Source organism: Fibrobacter sp., assembly GCA_017503015.1.
In the GTDB taxonomy this organism is placed as follows: Bacteria; Fibrobacterota; Fibrobacteria; order Fibrobacterales; family Fibrobacteraceae; genus Fibrobacter.
Genome location: JAFVTX010000050.1, coordinates 119,965 through 137,149 on the forward strand (window position 1 = coordinate 119,965; position 17,185 = coordinate 137,149).

Sequence of the window (17,185 nt, forward strand, 5' to 3'; positions counted from 1 at the left end):
TTAAGGTTTGGTGTTGAAGGTCCAACTTTCAGAAATATTTTTCATGAATATGGGTCCGTTGTTTTGGCTTGCCGCTCCGGAACTTGTCCAGGAAATCATAGAAATATATACCATGCCATTTGTAGAAACTGCTATCTCCGGAGCAAATCCATAAAGATTGTACCCATGGCTAGCATAGAACGGACCCTTGAAATACGGGAGCTGGTTTTCGCCATAAGGATTCCAACGAATGCCATCGTAGAAATAAGCGTGACAATGAGAGAATCCTCGACCGTTATCATCGATAATTGCATAAACCTTGCCGTTAAAGGAGGTTACCCTGATATTTGTTGGTAACATACCCTCTTGAAGGTTTGTGCCATTATCTAACGACAAGCCCGAAAGGCTGACCGGTCCTTTCTTAACATAGGGCCCAGCCTTACCAACCACAGAAGATCGATTGATATACCCAAGATACACCGTATTCCCGTTGGATGCAAGACTGATACTCCCCATTTCCTTGGATATTAGCGAAGGAGCAATCTTTTCGGAATACGAAGTATTATATATGGCATAATATGAATTGTACAAATAGGTGTTGTCCGTGAAGGTTATCAAGAATACTTTCGTGCTGGTAAACACTCCATTCACATCCCTTGCCGTGAGAGTGTTCGAAATGGATTTCTCCGTCCATTTTGATCCCGTCCAATAGCTGAAATAGGGATGATTTTCCTTAGCGTAGGTCACTACCGGATTATTATTGTCGGTGTTATAGGTCAAATTCAGCGAAGTTGCACCGCTAATAGGCTGGCCTACTGCCGTCCAAGCCGAATTAACCGAAGCGGTCTTGTAAACATAAAGTTTATTTGCCGTCGTAAGTATGGCCAAGAATACCGCAGAATTACTCTGATCGTTAATACTGGTCATTCGCATAGCCACTACAGAATCTTCAAGGGAGATGTTCGAAATGTTTGCCCAGCTTTGTCCGTTATAGTATTTTGTTACAATTGTATTTCCTGGGATTGCATAGGCAACAACTAAATTTGTACCGAAGGTGGTTATCGCAGGCGGTGTACGCACGGTAGATTTTTGCAAAACTGTATCACTTGCCGCGGCAAGATTTTTCCAAGCGCGTTGCACATACACCGTACGGCAGAACATTTCAGCCTGGTGGCGGTTCATAAACGTCACATCAGGATTTGCAGAAGAACTATCCCTAAAGTCTAGGCACACACTTATGGTACCTTCGGAAGTGGGACGTCTAAAGGCATCATTGAACTGAGCGATGTTCGTATCCAAAGAACCGTCGGCTTTGCCCTTGTAGAAAGTACTACCCACATTACTAAACCGCCAATAGTATTCCCTTAGATTGTCGTTTCCAAGCGTCCCTTTTACCGATTGGGCTCCACTCCACTCCGGAGAATAGTAATAGAGCGCTTCACCACTTTGCGCTTCGTCACCGCTCCAGGGATAAATTGTATCCACGGCCGTGATTTTTCCAATTGGGAGATTTGCAGATGTTAACACGTTCACATAAGTCGTGTCGCGGAACACGGCTTTGGTACTGCTTTCTTGGGCGGATACGACACAATATAGGTTCACGCCCAAATTGCTCATACTCTCTCTATACGAATAGAATCTACCCGTATACTTCAGATGCACATCATCTTCCAACGATTGTTTTGTACTTGCATTGAAGCATTGCCAACTGTACCAATCGATTCCTTGCCATACACTATTGGTATCTGCATCCAATAGAATCACGTCTCCCTTTGCAACATACTTTACAGAGACATCCACAGAAATTGTCGGTATCTCCGTAGAATAAATTATTTTCATGGTTGACGTAGCAACATTCCCATCATCGTCAGTTGCTCGTGCCACACAAGAGAAGTTCGCCGTAGCAGTAGGTGCTGTCCACGTCGTATCAAAGGTAGAAACCGTTTTCCAATTACTGTTAATCGCCGCAGCATCACGACCGCAACTCCATTCCCGTTTTGCAATAAACCCTTTCTTGTCTTGGGCTGTGGCATTGAGAACTATTGCATAACCCTCTCGAACAATAGCCGAATCACGGGCGACTTTCACTGTAGGCGGATCCAATTCCACTACAAAGCGAGTGGTATCCTTTGCCGTAAGGTCGTCGTCGTCCTTCACCTGCACAATGCAGAGGTAGAGGCTATACGGTTCCGATGGCATTATCGCTTGGTACGTTGCCTTGCCTGAAGTCAATTTGCTTAAGATGTTATTGTCACTACCGGGTCCACAGCCCCACTCATAAGAAACAATCCGTCCTGGTAAAGTCGCTTCCGAAGAATCCTTAGCATTAGCATAGAGGCTGACCGTATCCTTAATAGAAACATTAAAGGATTCGTTCACGGTAACCGTAGGCGGTGCGCGGAAAACCTTATAAACGACAGTATCCAACGAATAGAGCAAAGGTTCCTCGGCGTCGGCGGCACGCATAACGCAATAGTAGTTTCCTGCCGTTTCTGGCATGGAAATTACCGGTGTCAGCGTATTGCCGCGACCTTGCCACAAGCTAACCCAGCTAGCCGGCTTTAAGTTATTCAAGTTGCGATCGCAAGCCAAATCCACATCTATGGGGCCGCCTAACGTATTTCCCGTAGTATACTTTACTTGTTCCTGGTCTTTAATAGTGACATTCTTACTGTGAATATTCAAGCGAATTGTCGGAATGTCCTTGATGACGTTGAAAGTCATGGCAACGGAATCCTTCTGATTATCGTCATCAACTGCAAAGACGTAGCACTTGTAATTTGCGGCTTCACTATTCGGCAATTGAATCTCCATGGAGTCCGTAACTGGATTTTCTAGCTTCGTAACAGCAAAGGCTGTGTAGGCACCCGTACCACAACGGTAGCCCACTTCCTTGACTCTTCCATACTTGTCCTTAGCCGTGTACTCGAACTTGTGCTTGGAATTCACCTTCTTGTCGATAGTTTCCTCGTTATCGTCCACAGTAATGGTCGGAGGATCCTTGATAACATTGACCTGCAAGGTGTCCGTAGCCGTCTTACCTTGGTTATTGGTTGCAACGACAACAATCCTTTTCGTTCCGGAGCTTGTCCAAGACTTCTGGGGATTCTGGGTGTTTTTAGGGAAACAGTTGTCAGTCTTATTACTACCGTCAAAGCACGTCCAGTCTAGCGATGTAATTGCACCACTTCCGTCATTAGGAATCACTTCTGTCACCAAGAAGATTTCGTCATTCAGGGAAATAGTCGTATCATAGACCGGAGACGTAATGGTCACCATAGGCCCGTCACTATAGAATCCGAATCGCACCGTATTCGAAACAGCTCCGTTATCAGCCACAGCATGCATCGTATATCGAACGTTGGGGACAACATTTGCAGGGACATTTTCCTTCTTCAATTTAATCGTTGCAGTCCCGTTAGAAACATCGGTCTGACGGGGATTGTCTCCAGGAATATTTGAAATCCAGGTCACCACAGAAACAGGAGGCTTGGCATCTACGTCAACCGCCACTTTAAAGGTTAATTCATCTGAGTTGCCAGCCATAGCAGAACTAGCGTTATTTACAGTAAGAGTCATATTTGTAGCAGAAACCACAAAGGTAAACGTCGTATCGCTGCGGTAACCAGCACTGTCTGTCGCCGCAAGTTTGAAGGTGTATGTACCGTCCGATAAGCCGACAAAATCTACGCTCCACGCATGGCTGGTCAAGTTAGAAAAGTGGCATGGGCTATCCTTCACCCCGCACGTATCCTTACCAAGCACAGCCACCGCTGTCTTCACCTGGGAGCCATAGTCACTGAATCTTCCGGACGCGACGAAGGCTCGGACAGCAATTGTATCTTCAATGCCCTTGACATTGTAGATGCGTGGTGGTGCAGGGTCTTTGAGCAAAATAAGAGGCAGCTCTTTCTCGTCACCTGCATTGATGTTTGGAGTCCTGGTGGTAACCTTTACAAAGCCCCGGCCAGTTTCATCGGAGGCGGTCAGTTTGAACGTTCCGGCAGGCAGGTCAGACACCCTGAATTCTCCCTTGGCGTTGGTGCTAGCGGTATAAATGTTACTAGTGTCGGCTGAATTGACCAAGGTTATCTTGATTCCAGAGTGGACGGACAGACCCTCGAACTTGGCGGTTCCTATAAAGTCACAAGTAGACTTGCTTGGACCCAGGTAAAAATAACGCGGTCGCTTACCCTTGCTGGTCTTGATTTTTTCGGCAACCACGGTGTCGTAGCCATCGGTCACCCACACGTCCCAAGAGAAATATCTGCCCGTAAAGCCCAATTTTTTCAGTTCATTCTCTCCGTTTTCGATAACGGCAAAACTTGTGGAAGTACTGTTCTTTAGCACCAAGTCGTAAACATTAGACAAGTTCAGATCGCTTTCCTGGTCGTCCGGTGTGGGAGCCACACGAACGTAATACCTCAATTGCTCTTCGTTATCCCTGTCGTGGCCCTCATAGAACAACCGGAAGGCTTCCACCGTATCACTTATCCTCTGTTGGTCGTCTGGGCCCAAGATTTTGATAGTAGGCAATTGGTTGAAATGTAAGAAAGCACTGTCCTTCGTGGTGTTCTTGTCGTCGTCAGTGACAATAATGTAAATCTTCTGATTTCCAAGGCTGTCCGTAAGGGTTGAATCGTAGGGAATCGTAATTATCAGGCTATCCGAGGTTTCACTCTTGGTATACTTCCAATCCTTCGCCTCGCGTTTACCCGCCGCATCCAAATCAACCTTGAAAGAGGTTATCGTACCAAATGAATCTAGCGCAAGTATGGGGAACGTAACAGGACTCTTGGCCCTGGTCCAAAGAGTATCCTTAGGAACACCTAAATAAGGCGGCGTGTTGATGACTCTGATAAACTGGTCTTTGCCAGCAGTATCCGTCGCGCTATTTCCGTCAACCGCAACAAACAGGGGCGAATAAACCCCCTCCTTCATATAGACCCAAGACTGGGGGGTGGCGTTGTGCCCCGTAACCAGGGCCTTTTTCATCTGGTCCTTCCCCTTGCCGGTGGTGTCCTTTACAAGGCTGTCCAAAATCCACTGATACAGATATATCTTGTCGGAATTGTAACGCAAGAACCCCATCATATGAATGGTATCGCCTATGGTGACCGTAACAGTATCATTTACGATGACAGAATCAGGGTTAGGCAGGTTGATAATGGAGTCAGCAAAAGCATCAGGATTTTCAAAGGGCGTCTTATAGATAAACACTACGGAATGGTTATTCCGCAAATTCACATTTTCCTTGATGGATGACTCTCTGGAACAATTCACCAGAGCCATCGTACACAAGATCAACCCAAACAATAAAAACAAAGTTTTTAACCGCATTATTCAATCCTCTATAATACGCTCTTCACGATATAAATTTATCTTTTTTTACGAAAAAGGGGTAATGGCGCCCTACGGATTTTTGGGAGTTTTTATGGAAAATATTCCTCTTTGGTACGGTTTGTTTCTTTTTTTCGCCTTGGGAGCTTGCGTAGGCAGTTTTTACAACGTGATTGTATACCGGATGCCCCGCGGGATATCGCTAATAAACCCGCCGTCCCATTGTCCTCTGTGCAAGAAAAGGATTCCCATCTACTACAACATGCCCATCGTGGGCTGGCTTTGGCTTCGGGGCAAAAGTGCCTGTTGTAAGCAACCCATCAGCGTAATTTATCCTATCGGAGAATCTCTGTGTGGGCTTCTTGGCGCATTGGCTTTGTTTGCTGCCAATTGGAATGTGGGATGGACTGCGCCTGTTGCCAACTGGATTGACGCCCTAGCCATGTTTTGGCTGCTTTTGGGTATGTATCCTGTGTGCGCCATCGATATTCAGTACAAACTAATTCCCGATTCAATTTCGGTAGGGGGTATCGTGGTGGGCTTAGCCCTTTCTATGTTCCCTGGCGGAATTACTCCTTTTGAGAGCCTGCTAGGGGCAGTCGGTGCAGGAGGAGGCCTTTGGCTTTTGGGATTTGTAGCTTCAAAAATTTTGAAAAAAGACGCCATGGGCTTTGGCGATGTCAAACTGTTGGCGGGTTACGGAGCGCTGATGGGGCTGGACGGTGCTGTAGAAACCTTGATTCTTGCGGCGTTCCTTGGAATCGTTGTCATGATTCCCTGGGCAAAGATTATGGAAAAGAAGGGAAAATCGGACGGCTCGGGACAGATTCCCTTCGGCCCGTTTCTGGCGGTGGCAGCTCCGGTCATGTATCTGTGGGGACAACAGCTTCTAGACTTGTACGTGAAATTCATTTTTGCGGAGTAAAACGTTGTTCTGAGTCATCTCGCTACACGCCATCCTGACGCCACGAATCATCATTTGTCATCCTTCCGCAACGAAGTGGCGGAAGGATCCAGTCCCGAGAAAAATAAAAAGAGATTCCCGAAGGAATCTCTTTTGCTTAACTTGGCTGTTCTGGATTAGAACGCAAACCAGGTCAGGTAAACCTTGTAAGCGATACCAAAGTCCATACGGCTGTAATCAGCTCCACCACCGGCGGCATCGCCGAAGGCATAGACGAATCCCAAACCGGCCTTACCAGAAAGTACCAAGTTGGGGACAATCTCGCCATGAACACCGGCCATGACACCAAAGTCAATTTCGCTATTGCCTTCGGTGTTCTCTTCGTCAGGCAGGCTGTTGTAAACGAATTCGCCACCAATGGAGAACGGGAGGAAGCTTCTTACGACAATAAAGTCAAAAGCGGCACCAACAGACAGTGTTGTTGCGTCGTCTTCCATGCCTGTTTCAGTTCCGTTGGCATTAACGGTTGTTTCGCCTCTGTGCTGCAGACCGAAGATGGCGGACAAGATCATGTTGTCGTTCAAACGGAAGGCGAAATTGATTGCCGGGTCGTTGGAGAATGCACCGGTCAGGTCAAGACCGATACCGAAGAACCCCTGATTACCGGAAGATTTCTTTTCTTTCTTCTTTTCCTTCTTGGGAGCGGGAGCGGCTTCTTCTTCCTCTTCCTCTTCTTCGTAGGCGGGGGCCTTCGTCACCTGGGCCGGGGCTTCTTCTTCTTCGTATTCTTCTTCGTCCTGGGCATAGCCGTAGCTGCAGAGAGCCATAGCAATGACGGCAGAAAGGAATATCTTCTTCATTGGGATTCTCCTTGAAATGAGAGTTTTTGATGTTAATCTTATCTAATTATAAAAATTGTTCACAAAAGTGTCAATAATCCACCATTCTATGCAATTAATTCCGAAATCCGGACTCCGAATTCCGAACAAGTTACCATTCCATGCTGACTTTTGCCACCAGGAACCGTCTGGAAACCTCGTCCAGCTTGGCTGGATCGATGGAAATCCCCAGAATTCCTGCAAAAATCACGAAAGGACTGGCCGTGGTGCCCTGGTCGTTGCATTTTACCTTGAGGTACAAAGTCCCTTCCCGGTTCTCGATAGACAAGACGTGCTGGTTCAGGTCGATTTCTTGGCCCCGGTGGTTCGTGACGGTGGGGAAGGTCTTGCTGTTGAACCGCTCCATCAGGTCTGCGGGGATAGCCTCCGGTGTGTAGCGGTACACTATGGCCTTGGGGAAATGCTTGCTGAGCTTTTCTTTCAGGGGCTCGATGTTCACGATTTCCATGCCCCGGGGGAAGGGCCTGCTCAGTTCCTTCATCAGGTTCGGCAGGTTCTCCGGAGCGAGGTCCAGGGGTTTCAGAAGTTCCACGCTAATCAGCTCGCAGTAAGTCTCCATGCCGAGGGGGAGCGCCCCCATGTTCACGATTTTCGGCTTGGGGCTGAATCCTTCGCTGAACTTCACAGGAATCCCCGCGCAAAGGAAGGTCCGCTCGAAGAAACTGAGCATGTTGTGGTGGGGCAGGAACCTGCTGAGTCCGGTCTTCTTGAAGGTAATCTTGTAGCTGTAGCTCTCCTTCTGGCTGGGCCTGCGGTCGGCCACCAGTTTCTTGATTTCTTCGGGAGTGCGGCTTGGCGCCTTGTGGCGCACGGGATTGTCGGCCAGTTTGATTTCGTCGCCGAAGCCGGGAATGCCGCACTTCTGGCAGTCGCCCCACTTGCAGTTGGGAACGGGGGCGCTATTCGGGTCAAAGGCCTTTTCCCATTCCCGCCTCAGGTACTGCTTGGTGGTACCGGCGTGGATAAAGTCCCAGGGGAACACTTCGTTCTTGTCCCGTTCACGATACACCCAGCTGGTGTCGTAGCCTGTCTTTTGCCAGACCTGTTCCCACTTGGAAAAGTCGAACCGGTAAGAATCGCTCTCGAAGATGATTCCCTGCTTGTAGGCCTCGTAGATGACGGGCCCGAGGCTGCGGTCGCCTCTGCTGTAGATGGCTTCCAAGAAACTGGTTTCCCAGGCGGCCCAGTTGATTTTTACGTTGGGGTGCTTGAAGAACTTTTCCCGCACAAAGCGGATATGCCCAAGGGCCGTTTCCTTGTCCATGAAAGGTGCCCACTGGAGGGCGGTAAAGGACTTGGGAATGAGGATGCCGATGCTTACCGCAATCTGGATGCCTCGGTTGTACTTGCGTCCGATTTTCACCAGATTGAAGATGAGGTCGCAGAAGGCCTGCATGTCCTCTTCGTTCTCGGTGGGGAATCCAATCATTGTATATAACTTAATCTTGTTGAACCCGCTGCTGAAGGCGTGTTCGGCGGCGTCGTACATGTCCTGGTCGCTGATGGTCTTGTTGATCATCTTGCGGATGCGTTCGGAGCCGGTTTCCGGGGCGAAGGTGGCGCTACGGCCACCTTTGAGGGCGGCAATTTTGCCGGCAAGGGTCTGACCGAAACTGTTCACCCGGATGCTGGGGAGGCTCACATCTACGTGGTCGTAGAAGGGGTCGTCGATAATGGAATCGGTAAGGGCTTCTACCGGTTTGTAGTCGGCGGTAGAAAGGGAGAGGAGTCCCAGTTCCCGCTCGCCGGTGGCAAGGAGCCCTGCTTTCGCGATGTCCAAAACGTCGTCGGGGTCCAGCTCGCGACACGGACGGTACCAGATGCCCGCCTGGCAGAAACGGCAGCCCTGGGCGCAACCCCGCATGACCTCTACGCTGAAGCGGTTGTGCACCAGCTGCATGTTGGCGATCAGGTTCTTGACGGGGTAGTCCTTCGGGTCCATCTTGGGGATGAACAGGCGGCGAACCCCGTTGGTGGTGGCGTAGGCGCCGGCGGCAGGTTCCGCCGGCACAATCGCGCCGAATTCGTTCTTTACCACGGGCCGTAAACTGGGCACGTAAACGCCGTCAATCTTCGAAAGGTTCTTGAGGATTTCGGCGCGACTCCGGCCCGCCTTGCGGCCCTCGCCTACGCACCGCAAAAAGTCAATCATGACTTTTTCCCCGTCGCCTATCATGAAGGCGTCAAAAAAGTCGGCGACGGGTTCGGGGTTCGCCATGGAAGGTCCGCCGGCAACTACGATGGGGTCGCTTTCTTGCCTGTCCTTCTGCCACGCGGGAATGCGGGCCAGTTCCAGCACGTAGGGCACGTTGGTAAAATTCAGCTCCGTCTGGAGCGTCATGCCCACCACTTCGAAATCTCGCACCGGCGTATAGGTCGCATAGCTGTACAGCGGAATGTCCAGCCTTTTCATCTCGGTGGCCATGTCGTCCCAGGGAGCGAAGGAGACTTCGCACAGCAAGTCGCTCTCCCGGTTGATCACGTGGTACAAGATGCGGATGCCGTTGTTGCTCATGCCGATTTCGTAGGTGTCCGGGAACACGAAGGCCATACGGCAAAGCATCTCACTGTGGTCCTTCACCACACTGTTGGCTTCGCCGCCCATGTAACGAGCGGGGCTTTCTACAGCGGGCAGGGCGAGGGCTATTTTTTCGAGGATTGTCATCACCATCAATTTAGCAAATCCCCCGCCCGTTACGCCGTGAACCACAAAGCTACAAGCTTCGTCATCCTCACGAAAGTGAGAATCTGTTTGCATTTCTAGCGTCTGCCCGTTTATCTCGAGCATCATTCCTCAAGCGGATCCCCGACCCGGTCGGGGATGACAACTTATAACTCACACCTCACACCTCACACCTTACACCTCACACCTCATACCTCACGTCCCTAAATCCTAGCCCCTAAATCCTAGACCCTAACCACTAACCCTCTTCCGCGTTAGGGACAGTGACCCCTTGGGGCCGAGACTACAGGCTCGGCGAGCGGAGCGAGTATGGCCCGACCCCTCCGTAGGCACAGCTAAGAGACCGGGGGAACGCCCAAATATGTTGATTTTGCTTTTTTTTTGAAAAAATGTTTGTCCAAGGTCTTAGACTTTTCATAAATTGTGGAATATGAGTGTTCTTTATTATTTGGTGTGGCTTGTCGCTTTTGTGGCAGGCGTCGTTTTATCGTTTGCGGCTCCCGAAAACGCGTTGTCGGTGGGGGTCAAGTTTATTTTTGTGGGCGTCTGGGGCGCTGTCCTCGGGTTCATCTTTTTTATCGTGGCCAAAAGGGCCGTCCAGGATAGCGAGGCGGGGGAGGCTGAGACGCCGGATTCCCGCCCGGTGACGGAGCTTGTGCCGGTGGTGCCGTCGGATGTTGCCGAAGGGGCTGACCAGGGCGATGTTCCTGCCGAAGGGGCTGTTCCAGAGGCGCAATCCGAGGAATCGGCTTTGCCCGAGGCCGCTCCTACGCTGGAATCGGCCCGGGAGATTTTCCCTCTTTCGGACTGGGACGATTTCTGCAAGGAAATCCTCAGGAACAGGCCGTTCTCCGAAGTGGTGGGCGCTCTTGAAAAGGTCTTGCCCAAGCTGTTCCCCGGTGCGGCAGGCGTGCTTTACATGTATGGCGATGCCCAGTCCGAAATGCACAAGGTTTTCTCCTTTGGCGATTATGTGATTAGCGGCGATACCATGATGCCTGCGGAATGTGCGAGTTTCAACCTGGGAAACATCGTGGTGAACGACTACAATGCGGACAAGGTGACGGCAGGCTGCACCCACCTCCATTACCACAGCCAGGGCGTTGCCTTCTGTGCGCCTATCGAGGGGCTGGAAGAACATTTCGGCACGCTGTGTATCCAGGTGGACAAGTTGCCCGATGGCGAAGATATCGATTTCTGGAAGGCGAAGGTGAGCATCGTGTCGGCCACATTCGGCCTTTACGTGGCAAACCAGAACCTGAACATCCGTTTCCAGCAGCACAGCATCCGTGACAACTTGACGGGGCTTTTCAACAAGCGCTACATGGAAGAATCCCTCCGTCGCGAAATCTTCTCCGCATCCCGTCACAAGACGCCTATCGGAATCATCATGCTTTACCCCGACGAAATTCCCCAGCTGCAAGAAAAGCGGGGCCGCCATGCGGTGGAGCAGATGCTCTGGGAAGTGGGCCAGCGCCTGCCGGGCTATATCCGGAACGAGGACATTCCCTGCCGCTACAACGGCGATGTTTTCTGCGTGATTCTGCCCGGCGCCGATTACAAGATTACCAAGGACCGTGCCGAAAAAATCCGTCACGAGATTTCGGAGCTCCAGGTGGCTTACGGCGACGGGATTCTCAAGACCTCTTTGAGTATCGGTGTTTCGGTGATGCCCATCCATGCCGTAGACGCAAAGACCCTGATCGCCACCGCCGAGGCGTCCATGCAGTTGGCTTCTGCTAACGGAGGAAACCGGGTGGTCATGGCCGAAGCCTTGAACAAGGGCCTTTAAATTTCTTAAATTTGTCACATGAAAAAAATTATCGTCCCCATCGTCCTTCTGTTCCTGTGCGCTGGAGTGCTCCTGTACCTGCTTTCGGACCTTTCCGCCGGACGGTCCTCTTTCGATGCCGACGCCTACCTTCAGGCCCGCGCAAAGATTGACTCCCTGGAAGTGGCCCTGTGGGAAAAGCAGGGCGATGCCGATGCCCAGCTCGCCATCCGGAATGACTTGGACGTCGCCTGGCAGGACTTGAACGCCCTTAGGCAAAAGACTCCGGCCGGCGAGACGGAACAAGATGAAAAGACGGTAGGCGGGATTTCTAAATCCGCCCTCATGTGGGTGGTAGGCGGCGTTGCCGCTATTCTGGTCTGCATTATATTGCTTGCGGCCCTCAGCCACCGCAAGAAGGTCCTGACCCAGAGGATGGAGGCCCTGAAGGCCGAAAACCGGTTCCGGGAGCCCAAGAACGGGTTCGAGAATGACCCCACCATTGCACCGCGCCCCCGTGCGCCGAAGCATTCCATCATCGACGAGGCCGACGAGTTTGCGGAGGCCAAGGAGACAAAGGTTTCTTTCGAAGACGAAAACGGCAATCCCGAGAACAAGGTTTTGATTCCGGATTTGGGCAAGCGGCCGCAGCTTAGGCCTACCGCCAAGGAACGGATTACCTCCGCCATCCAGTCCCTGTCCGATGTTCTGCGGGCTCCCCGCGGCCTTTCCCGCGACAGGACCATGAAACTTAGGGCCCAGAGCCACAACGTGACCGGCAATCCGAACCTGCAGGGCAGTAACCCCTTGGAGACCAGCCGTTTCGATAAGGAACTTACCGAAAAGAGCAAGATTCTGCAGATGTCCCGTCGCGGGTTCCCTGCCTCTGCTATCGCGACCCAGCTGAAAATTCCGCAGGAACAGGTGGAAGCCATCATCAAGAGCGCCATGGAATAAGGGGCTCTTGGCCTATGCGTTATCGGTTCCGCTGTGAATACCTGGGCAGTGCCTTTTATGGCTGGCAGGTGCAGAACGAAGCCGGCAAGCAGAAATTCGTAACCGTTCAGTCCGCCCTGGAAGATGCGCTGACCATAGCGCTCCGCTCGCCCATACATATCGTAGGTTCTGGCCGTACCGATACGGGTGTCCATGCCCGAGGCCAGTGCGTCCATTTTGATTTTGATGGCGAGCTGGACTTGCGCAAGACGGAGCGTTCGGTGAATGGACTCACCAAGAGGCTTATCCGCATTCGCGATTTGCAACCGTGTGGCGACGATTTCAACGCCCGCTACGACGCCCTTTACCGCTATTATCAGTACACCATTTTTACCCGACCTGTGGCGCTCATGCGGGAATACGGTTGGGAATGCGGTTCCCTGAATCTGGACCTGGACTTGATGGAGCGGGAAGCGGCATCTTTCCTGGGCGAACACGACTTTATTGACTTTTGCATTCCCCGTAACGACGGCAAGTCCACGCTCTGCACGCTGACCGAGTTCCGCCTGGAGCGGGTGAACGACTGGACCGTGATTTTCCACATCAAGGGGAACCGGTTCTTGCACCGTCAGGTCCGTGCCATGGTAGGCACGCTGTTCGACATCGGCCGCAGGCGCTACCCGGCGGGCACGGTTCAAGCCATCTTTGAGAAAAATTTTAAGGGCGAACGCACCTGGGCCCCGCCGCAGGGACTGGTGCTGCACGATGTGAAGTATAAGGATTATTAAATCCTAGATGGCGTCCCCGTTGCCGAGGATCATATCCACTAAGCAGCAAGCTGCAAGTGGATATTGTGATCAGGTCCGCCATGACGTCATTCCCCTAATGGGGCTTGACTCGTTCGCCTCGGATATAGAAATATGCAAGCATATTTCTGCATCACTCAGCTCCTACGTCATTCCGGCCCCTGAGCCGGAATCTAGAACTGAACTTCGTCTACTACTTAAGCAAGTCAAGCATTTCCTTGACGGCTTTTTCCATGCCCACGAACACGCTGCGGGCCACGATGCTGTGGCCGATGTTCACCTCTTCGATTCCTTCGATGGCGGCGATGGATGCCACGTTGCGGTAGTTCAGCCCGTGACCTGCCAACACCCGGAGCCCGTACTTGCGGGCCAGCATGGTCATGTCCTCGATGGCCGAAACTTCACGGTCCACTTCCTGGAGGCTGCCCAGTTCGCAGGCGGTAGCGTACTTGCCGGTGTTGAACTCCACGAAGTCGGCGCCGACTTTCTTGGCCGCCTTCACCTGGTCCGTTTCCGGGTCGATGAACAGGCTGACGGCAATGTCGTTGTTTTTCAGGGTCATCACGTACTTTGCAAGTTCATCTACCTTGGCGGCCACGTTCAAACCACCTTCGATGGTGATTTCCTGGTGATTCTCCTGGACCAGGGTCACCATGTCGGGCTGCACGTTGGTGGCAAACTGCAACATTTCGGCCGTGGGGGAGATTTTCAGGTTCAGCTTGGTGGTGACCATGCCGCGCAACAAGCGAACGTCGCGGTCCTGGATGTGGCGCTTGTCTTCGCGCAGGTGGGCGGTAATGCCCATGCAGCCGGCGAGTTCTGCGACCAGTGCCGCCGTGACGGGGTCCGGTTCCCTGATCTTGCGGGCTTCACGGATGGTGGCGATATGGTCGATGTTCACACCCAGTTTTACGGTCATGGCGTTCTCCTTGTCAATACTTCATAAAGGTAGATAAATTTACGATGGTGGTGCCCTGGGCTGCCGCCTTTGCGTCGATGGACTTCACCTTGGCGATGTTGGCTTCGCTCAGCGGGATGATGATGGTGGACATGCCGCTCTTGGCGGCCGCCTTCAGTTTACGCTTGATGTAGTCGTCCAGGGCGCTGTTGGAGGGGTTGTAGGGGGTTGCCGTCTTGCAGGCCATGGACAAATCCTTGCAGGTCTCCCGCACCTTGGATTTTGCGTTCATGGACAGGTCCAGGAACCAGAGCCCGTTTTCCTTGGCGGGTTCCAGGGTGGCTTGCAAAAGCTGCCGGTGTTCTACCGCCTGTTCTGCAAAGCGGGTGGCGATTCCCTTGGCGTTAGGCACCAAGGTCTTTGCCTCCTGGATAACGGACTCGATCTGCTGTTCCGTGTGGTGGATGCGCACCGGACGGTAGCGGTTGTGTCTGGAATCCAGGCTGGTAGATTCCATCAAAAGCCAGATGACCAGTTCCTTGTTCTTTACGCGGTCCAGGTCAGGGAAGAACGTTTCCGCCATGCCGAAGGGCGTAACCATCAAGTCGTAGGGGAAGGTAAGTTCGTTCAGGGCCACGATCAGCTCGGGCGTAAGTCCCGTCACCTGGAACGCTATGGACAGGTAAGAGGCGTTGTTCTTGAAAATGTTGTCCGAAACGTTCAGGGTGAGCTTCAGCGTGTCGCCTTCTGGGGTCAGGGCATCTAGACTGGCCGACTGGAAAACCGTGGGGTCTCCGTGCAGCTCTTCCATGTACAACACTTCGCCGCCGTTTTTCCGCAGGAACCTTTGGGCCTGCAGCAGGTAGTGGGTGATGGTCCGTCCGTTCCCCAGCACCCAGATTTCCCGTTTCTTTCTGGACTTTTGCGTTTGCACCACTTCCAGGTGGTTCTTCAGTTTTTCTACGAAGGGGGTGGTGTCCTGCACGGCGGCGGTGGTGTCCGGAGTGGCGACAGTGGCGGAATCCCGGTTGAAAAGTTTTTCGCCGATGCTTGTTTCTTGCAGCACGAAAGCCGCCCCGGAGATAATCCCAAGGACAATAAAGATGGCAAGAACGTGCTTCAGCTTTTTCATCGCTTGGGAAAGATAGCTAAATTAAAACCGTATGCCTGTTCTCTTTGCCCTCTGTGGCCCCACTGGAGTCGGAAAGTCGAGCCTTTCCCTTGAACTTGCGGAGCGTTACCATGCCGAAATCATCGGTGTGGATTCCCGCCAGATATACAGGGGCTTCGCTATCGGCACGGCACAGCCGTCGGTGTCCGAGATGCAGAGGGTAAACCACCACCTGATAAACTTCTGCGAACCTAGCCGGGTTTATTCCGCCGGGGATTTCTGTAACGATGTCCGTGCTCTTCTTGAGGCGAACCCGCAGAAGAATTACATCTTGGTGGGTGGCACAGGGCTTTACCTGCAGGCATTGATGCTTGGGCTCCCGAAAATTCCCGCCATTGACGGTGGTGTGCGGGAGTCCTTGGAGGCGGACTGCGAAAAATTCGGACTCCCTTGGCTCTGCGACGAGGCCCGGAAAGTGGATCCCGAATCTATGGAAGGTGCCGACGAGAACAACAGGCACCGCATTGTCCGGATTCTGGAGGTTTACCGTGGCACGGGACGCAAGCTTTCGGAGTGGAAGCAGGAACGCTCCGGCGGCATCGGGAATATTCCCGTCTATTTTCTCAACCGCAGTCGCGAGAATCTCTACGCCCGCATAAACGAACGTGTTGACCAGATGGTCCGCGACGGCTGGCTGCAAGAAATCCGTTCGCTGGCGCAAAGGGTTCCGCTTACGGCTCCGGCGTGGCAAAGCCTGGGCTACCGAGAACTGCTTGCCGCAAAAGACGATTCCGAAATCAAGACTGTTTTGGACAAAGTAAAACAGCAGACCCGAAACTACGCCAAACGTCAAATTACCTGGTTTTCTAGACAAGTTAATTCTATACAAATTAACATTGACTCCGAAGACGCGTTGAGTGTCATCACTACACCTTAGCTTGTCCTCCCCGCATCCGTTCTTGTCATCCTCGCGCAGGCGAGGATCCACTTGCATCATCCCATTGTCCTCCCCGCATCCTTTCTTGTCATCCCCGCGAAGGCGGGGATCTCCTTGCCCTTCCACCTGTCACCCCGGGCTTGTCCCGGGGCCGCACGCCCCCCCCGTCCTTTTGTTGACAACCTGTTGACAGTCTTGGGTCCAGGCGGTTCACGACCCGTTTCCAGGGGCCCCGGGCGAAAAAAAGCTAAAAAACAGAAAAAATTTTCGCAAAACCCCTTGCCGGGGTCAAAAAATTGTTCTATAATTGGCCTCACCCTCGGAAAGGGGGTTGCGGAGGCCCGCGAGGCCGCCGGGAAGATTGAAGGAATCGGAGATGTGCTTAGTGACGGGTCCAAGAATTTTCTTGGGAAGTCAATACGAACGTGATTAAAGTAACGGGACCAAGACTTTGAAAATTGATGAAGAGTTTGATCCTGGCTCAGAACGAACGCTGGTGGCGTGTCTTATACATGCAAGTCGAGCGGGGCAGCAATGCCCAGCGGCGAACGGGTGAGTAACGCGTAAGCAATCTGCCCCATATCAGGAAATACCCGTGCCAACGCGCGGTTAATGTCCAGGAGCGTGGCCTTCCGCATGGGAGGTTGACAAGAGATTTATCGGTATGGGATGAGCTTGCGTCCGATTAGCTAGTTGGCGGGGCAACGGCCCACCAAGGCGACGATGGATATGGGGTCTAAAAGGATGGTCCCACACATTGGCACTGAGATACGGGCCAAACTCCTACGGGAGGCAGCAGTGAGGAATATTGGTCAATGGGCGAGAGCCTGAACCAGCCATCCCGCGTGCAGGATGAAGGTCTTACAGATTGTAAACTGCTTTTGCAGGGGACGAATAAGGGCCACGTGTGGTCCGATGACA

Annotated in this window: 10 protein-coding genes and 1 rRNA gene; 6 read left to right on the forward strand and 5 right to left on the reverse strand. The window is 52.2% G+C overall.

The window, feature by feature from the left end:
• Complete coding sequence (locus tag IKB43_09595; protein MBR2470378.1) at positions 1-5,271, reverse strand: carboxypeptidase regulatory-like domain-containing protein; 5,271 nt, start codon at positions 5,269-5,271, stop codon at positions 1-3.
• Positions 5,272-5,413: 142 nt separating this feature from the next.
• On the opposite strand from IKB43_09595, the gene IKB43_09600 reads away from it, so the two are divergent.
• Entirely contained in the window at positions 5,414-6,244 is an 831-nt protein-coding gene (locus tag IKB43_09600; GenBank protein ID MBR2470379.1) for a prepilin peptidase, read from the forward strand.
• A 155-nt stretch (positions 6,245-6,399) separates the two neighbouring features.
• Here IKB43_09600 and IKB43_09605 read toward each other — a convergent pair whose 3' ends face one another.
• Together IKB43_09605 and IKB43_09610 are read right to left on the reverse strand one after the other, a co-directional pair.
• Positions 6,400-7,083: a hypothetical protein gene (locus IKB43_09605; GenBank protein MBR2470380.1), complete on the reverse strand. Its 684-nt coding sequence runs from the start codon at positions 7,081-7,083 to the stop codon at positions 6,400-6,402.
• A gap of 130 nt (positions 7,084-7,213) precedes the next feature.
• On the reverse strand, positions 7,214-9,787 hold the full coding sequence (locus IKB43_09610; protein ID MBR2470381.1) for a TIGR03960 family B12-binding radical SAM protein: 2,574 nt from the start codon (positions 9,785-9,787) through the stop codon (positions 7,214-7,216).
• A 448-nt stretch (positions 9,788-10,235) separates the two neighbouring features.
• Here IKB43_09610 and IKB43_09615 point away from each other — a divergent pair, with 448 nt between their 5' ends.
• From IKB43_09615 to truA, 3 genes are read left to right on the forward strand one after another with little or no spacing between them, the layout of a single operon-like run.
• Positions 10,236-11,597, forward strand: a complete 1,362-nt coding sequence (locus tag IKB43_09615; protein ID MBR2470382.1) for a diguanylate cyclase — start codon at positions 10,236-10,238, stop codon at positions 11,595-11,597.
• Positions 11,598-11,615: 18 nt separating this feature from the next.
• The gene (locus IKB43_09620; GenBank protein MBR2470383.1) at positions 11,616-12,533 is read left to right on the forward strand and encodes a hypothetical protein; all 918 of its coding nucleotides are present in this window, start codon (positions 11,616-11,618) and stop codon (positions 12,531-12,533) included.
• 14 nt (positions 12,534-12,547) lie between these two features.
• Positions 12,548-13,300, forward strand: a complete 753-nt coding sequence (gene truA / locus IKB43_09625; protein ID MBR2470384.1) for a tRNA pseudouridine(38-40) synthase TruA — start codon at positions 12,548-12,550, stop codon at positions 13,298-13,300.
• A gap of 211 nt (positions 13,301-13,511) precedes the next feature.
• Here truA and IKB43_09630 read toward each other — a convergent pair whose 3' ends face one another.
• Together IKB43_09630 and IKB43_09635 are read right to left on the reverse strand one after the other, a co-directional pair.
• A complete protein-coding gene (locus tag IKB43_09630; GenBank protein ID MBR2470385.1) occupies positions 13,512-14,237 on the reverse strand; it encodes a pyridoxine 5'-phosphate synthase in 726 nt (241 codons plus the stop codon).
• A 13-nt stretch (positions 14,238-14,250) separates the two neighbouring features.
• Complete coding sequence (locus IKB43_09635) at positions 14,251-15,348, reverse strand: divergent polysaccharide deacetylase family protein (GenBank protein MBR2470386.1); 1,098 nt, start codon at positions 15,346-15,348, stop codon at positions 14,251-14,253.
• 31 nt (positions 15,349-15,379) lie between these two features.
• Here IKB43_09635 and miaA point away from each other — a divergent pair, with 31 nt between their 5' ends.
• Positions 15,380-16,264 (forward strand): tRNA (adenosine(37)-N6)-dimethylallyltransferase MiaA, encoded by an 885-nt coding sequence (gene miaA / locus IKB43_09640; GenBank protein ID MBR2470387.1) that lies wholly within the window; start codon positions 15,380-15,382, stop codon positions 16,262-16,264.
• Between the two features lie 458 nt (positions 16,265-16,722).
• Positions 16,723-17,185, forward strand: a 16S ribosomal RNA gene (locus tag IKB43_09645); the annotation flags it as partial.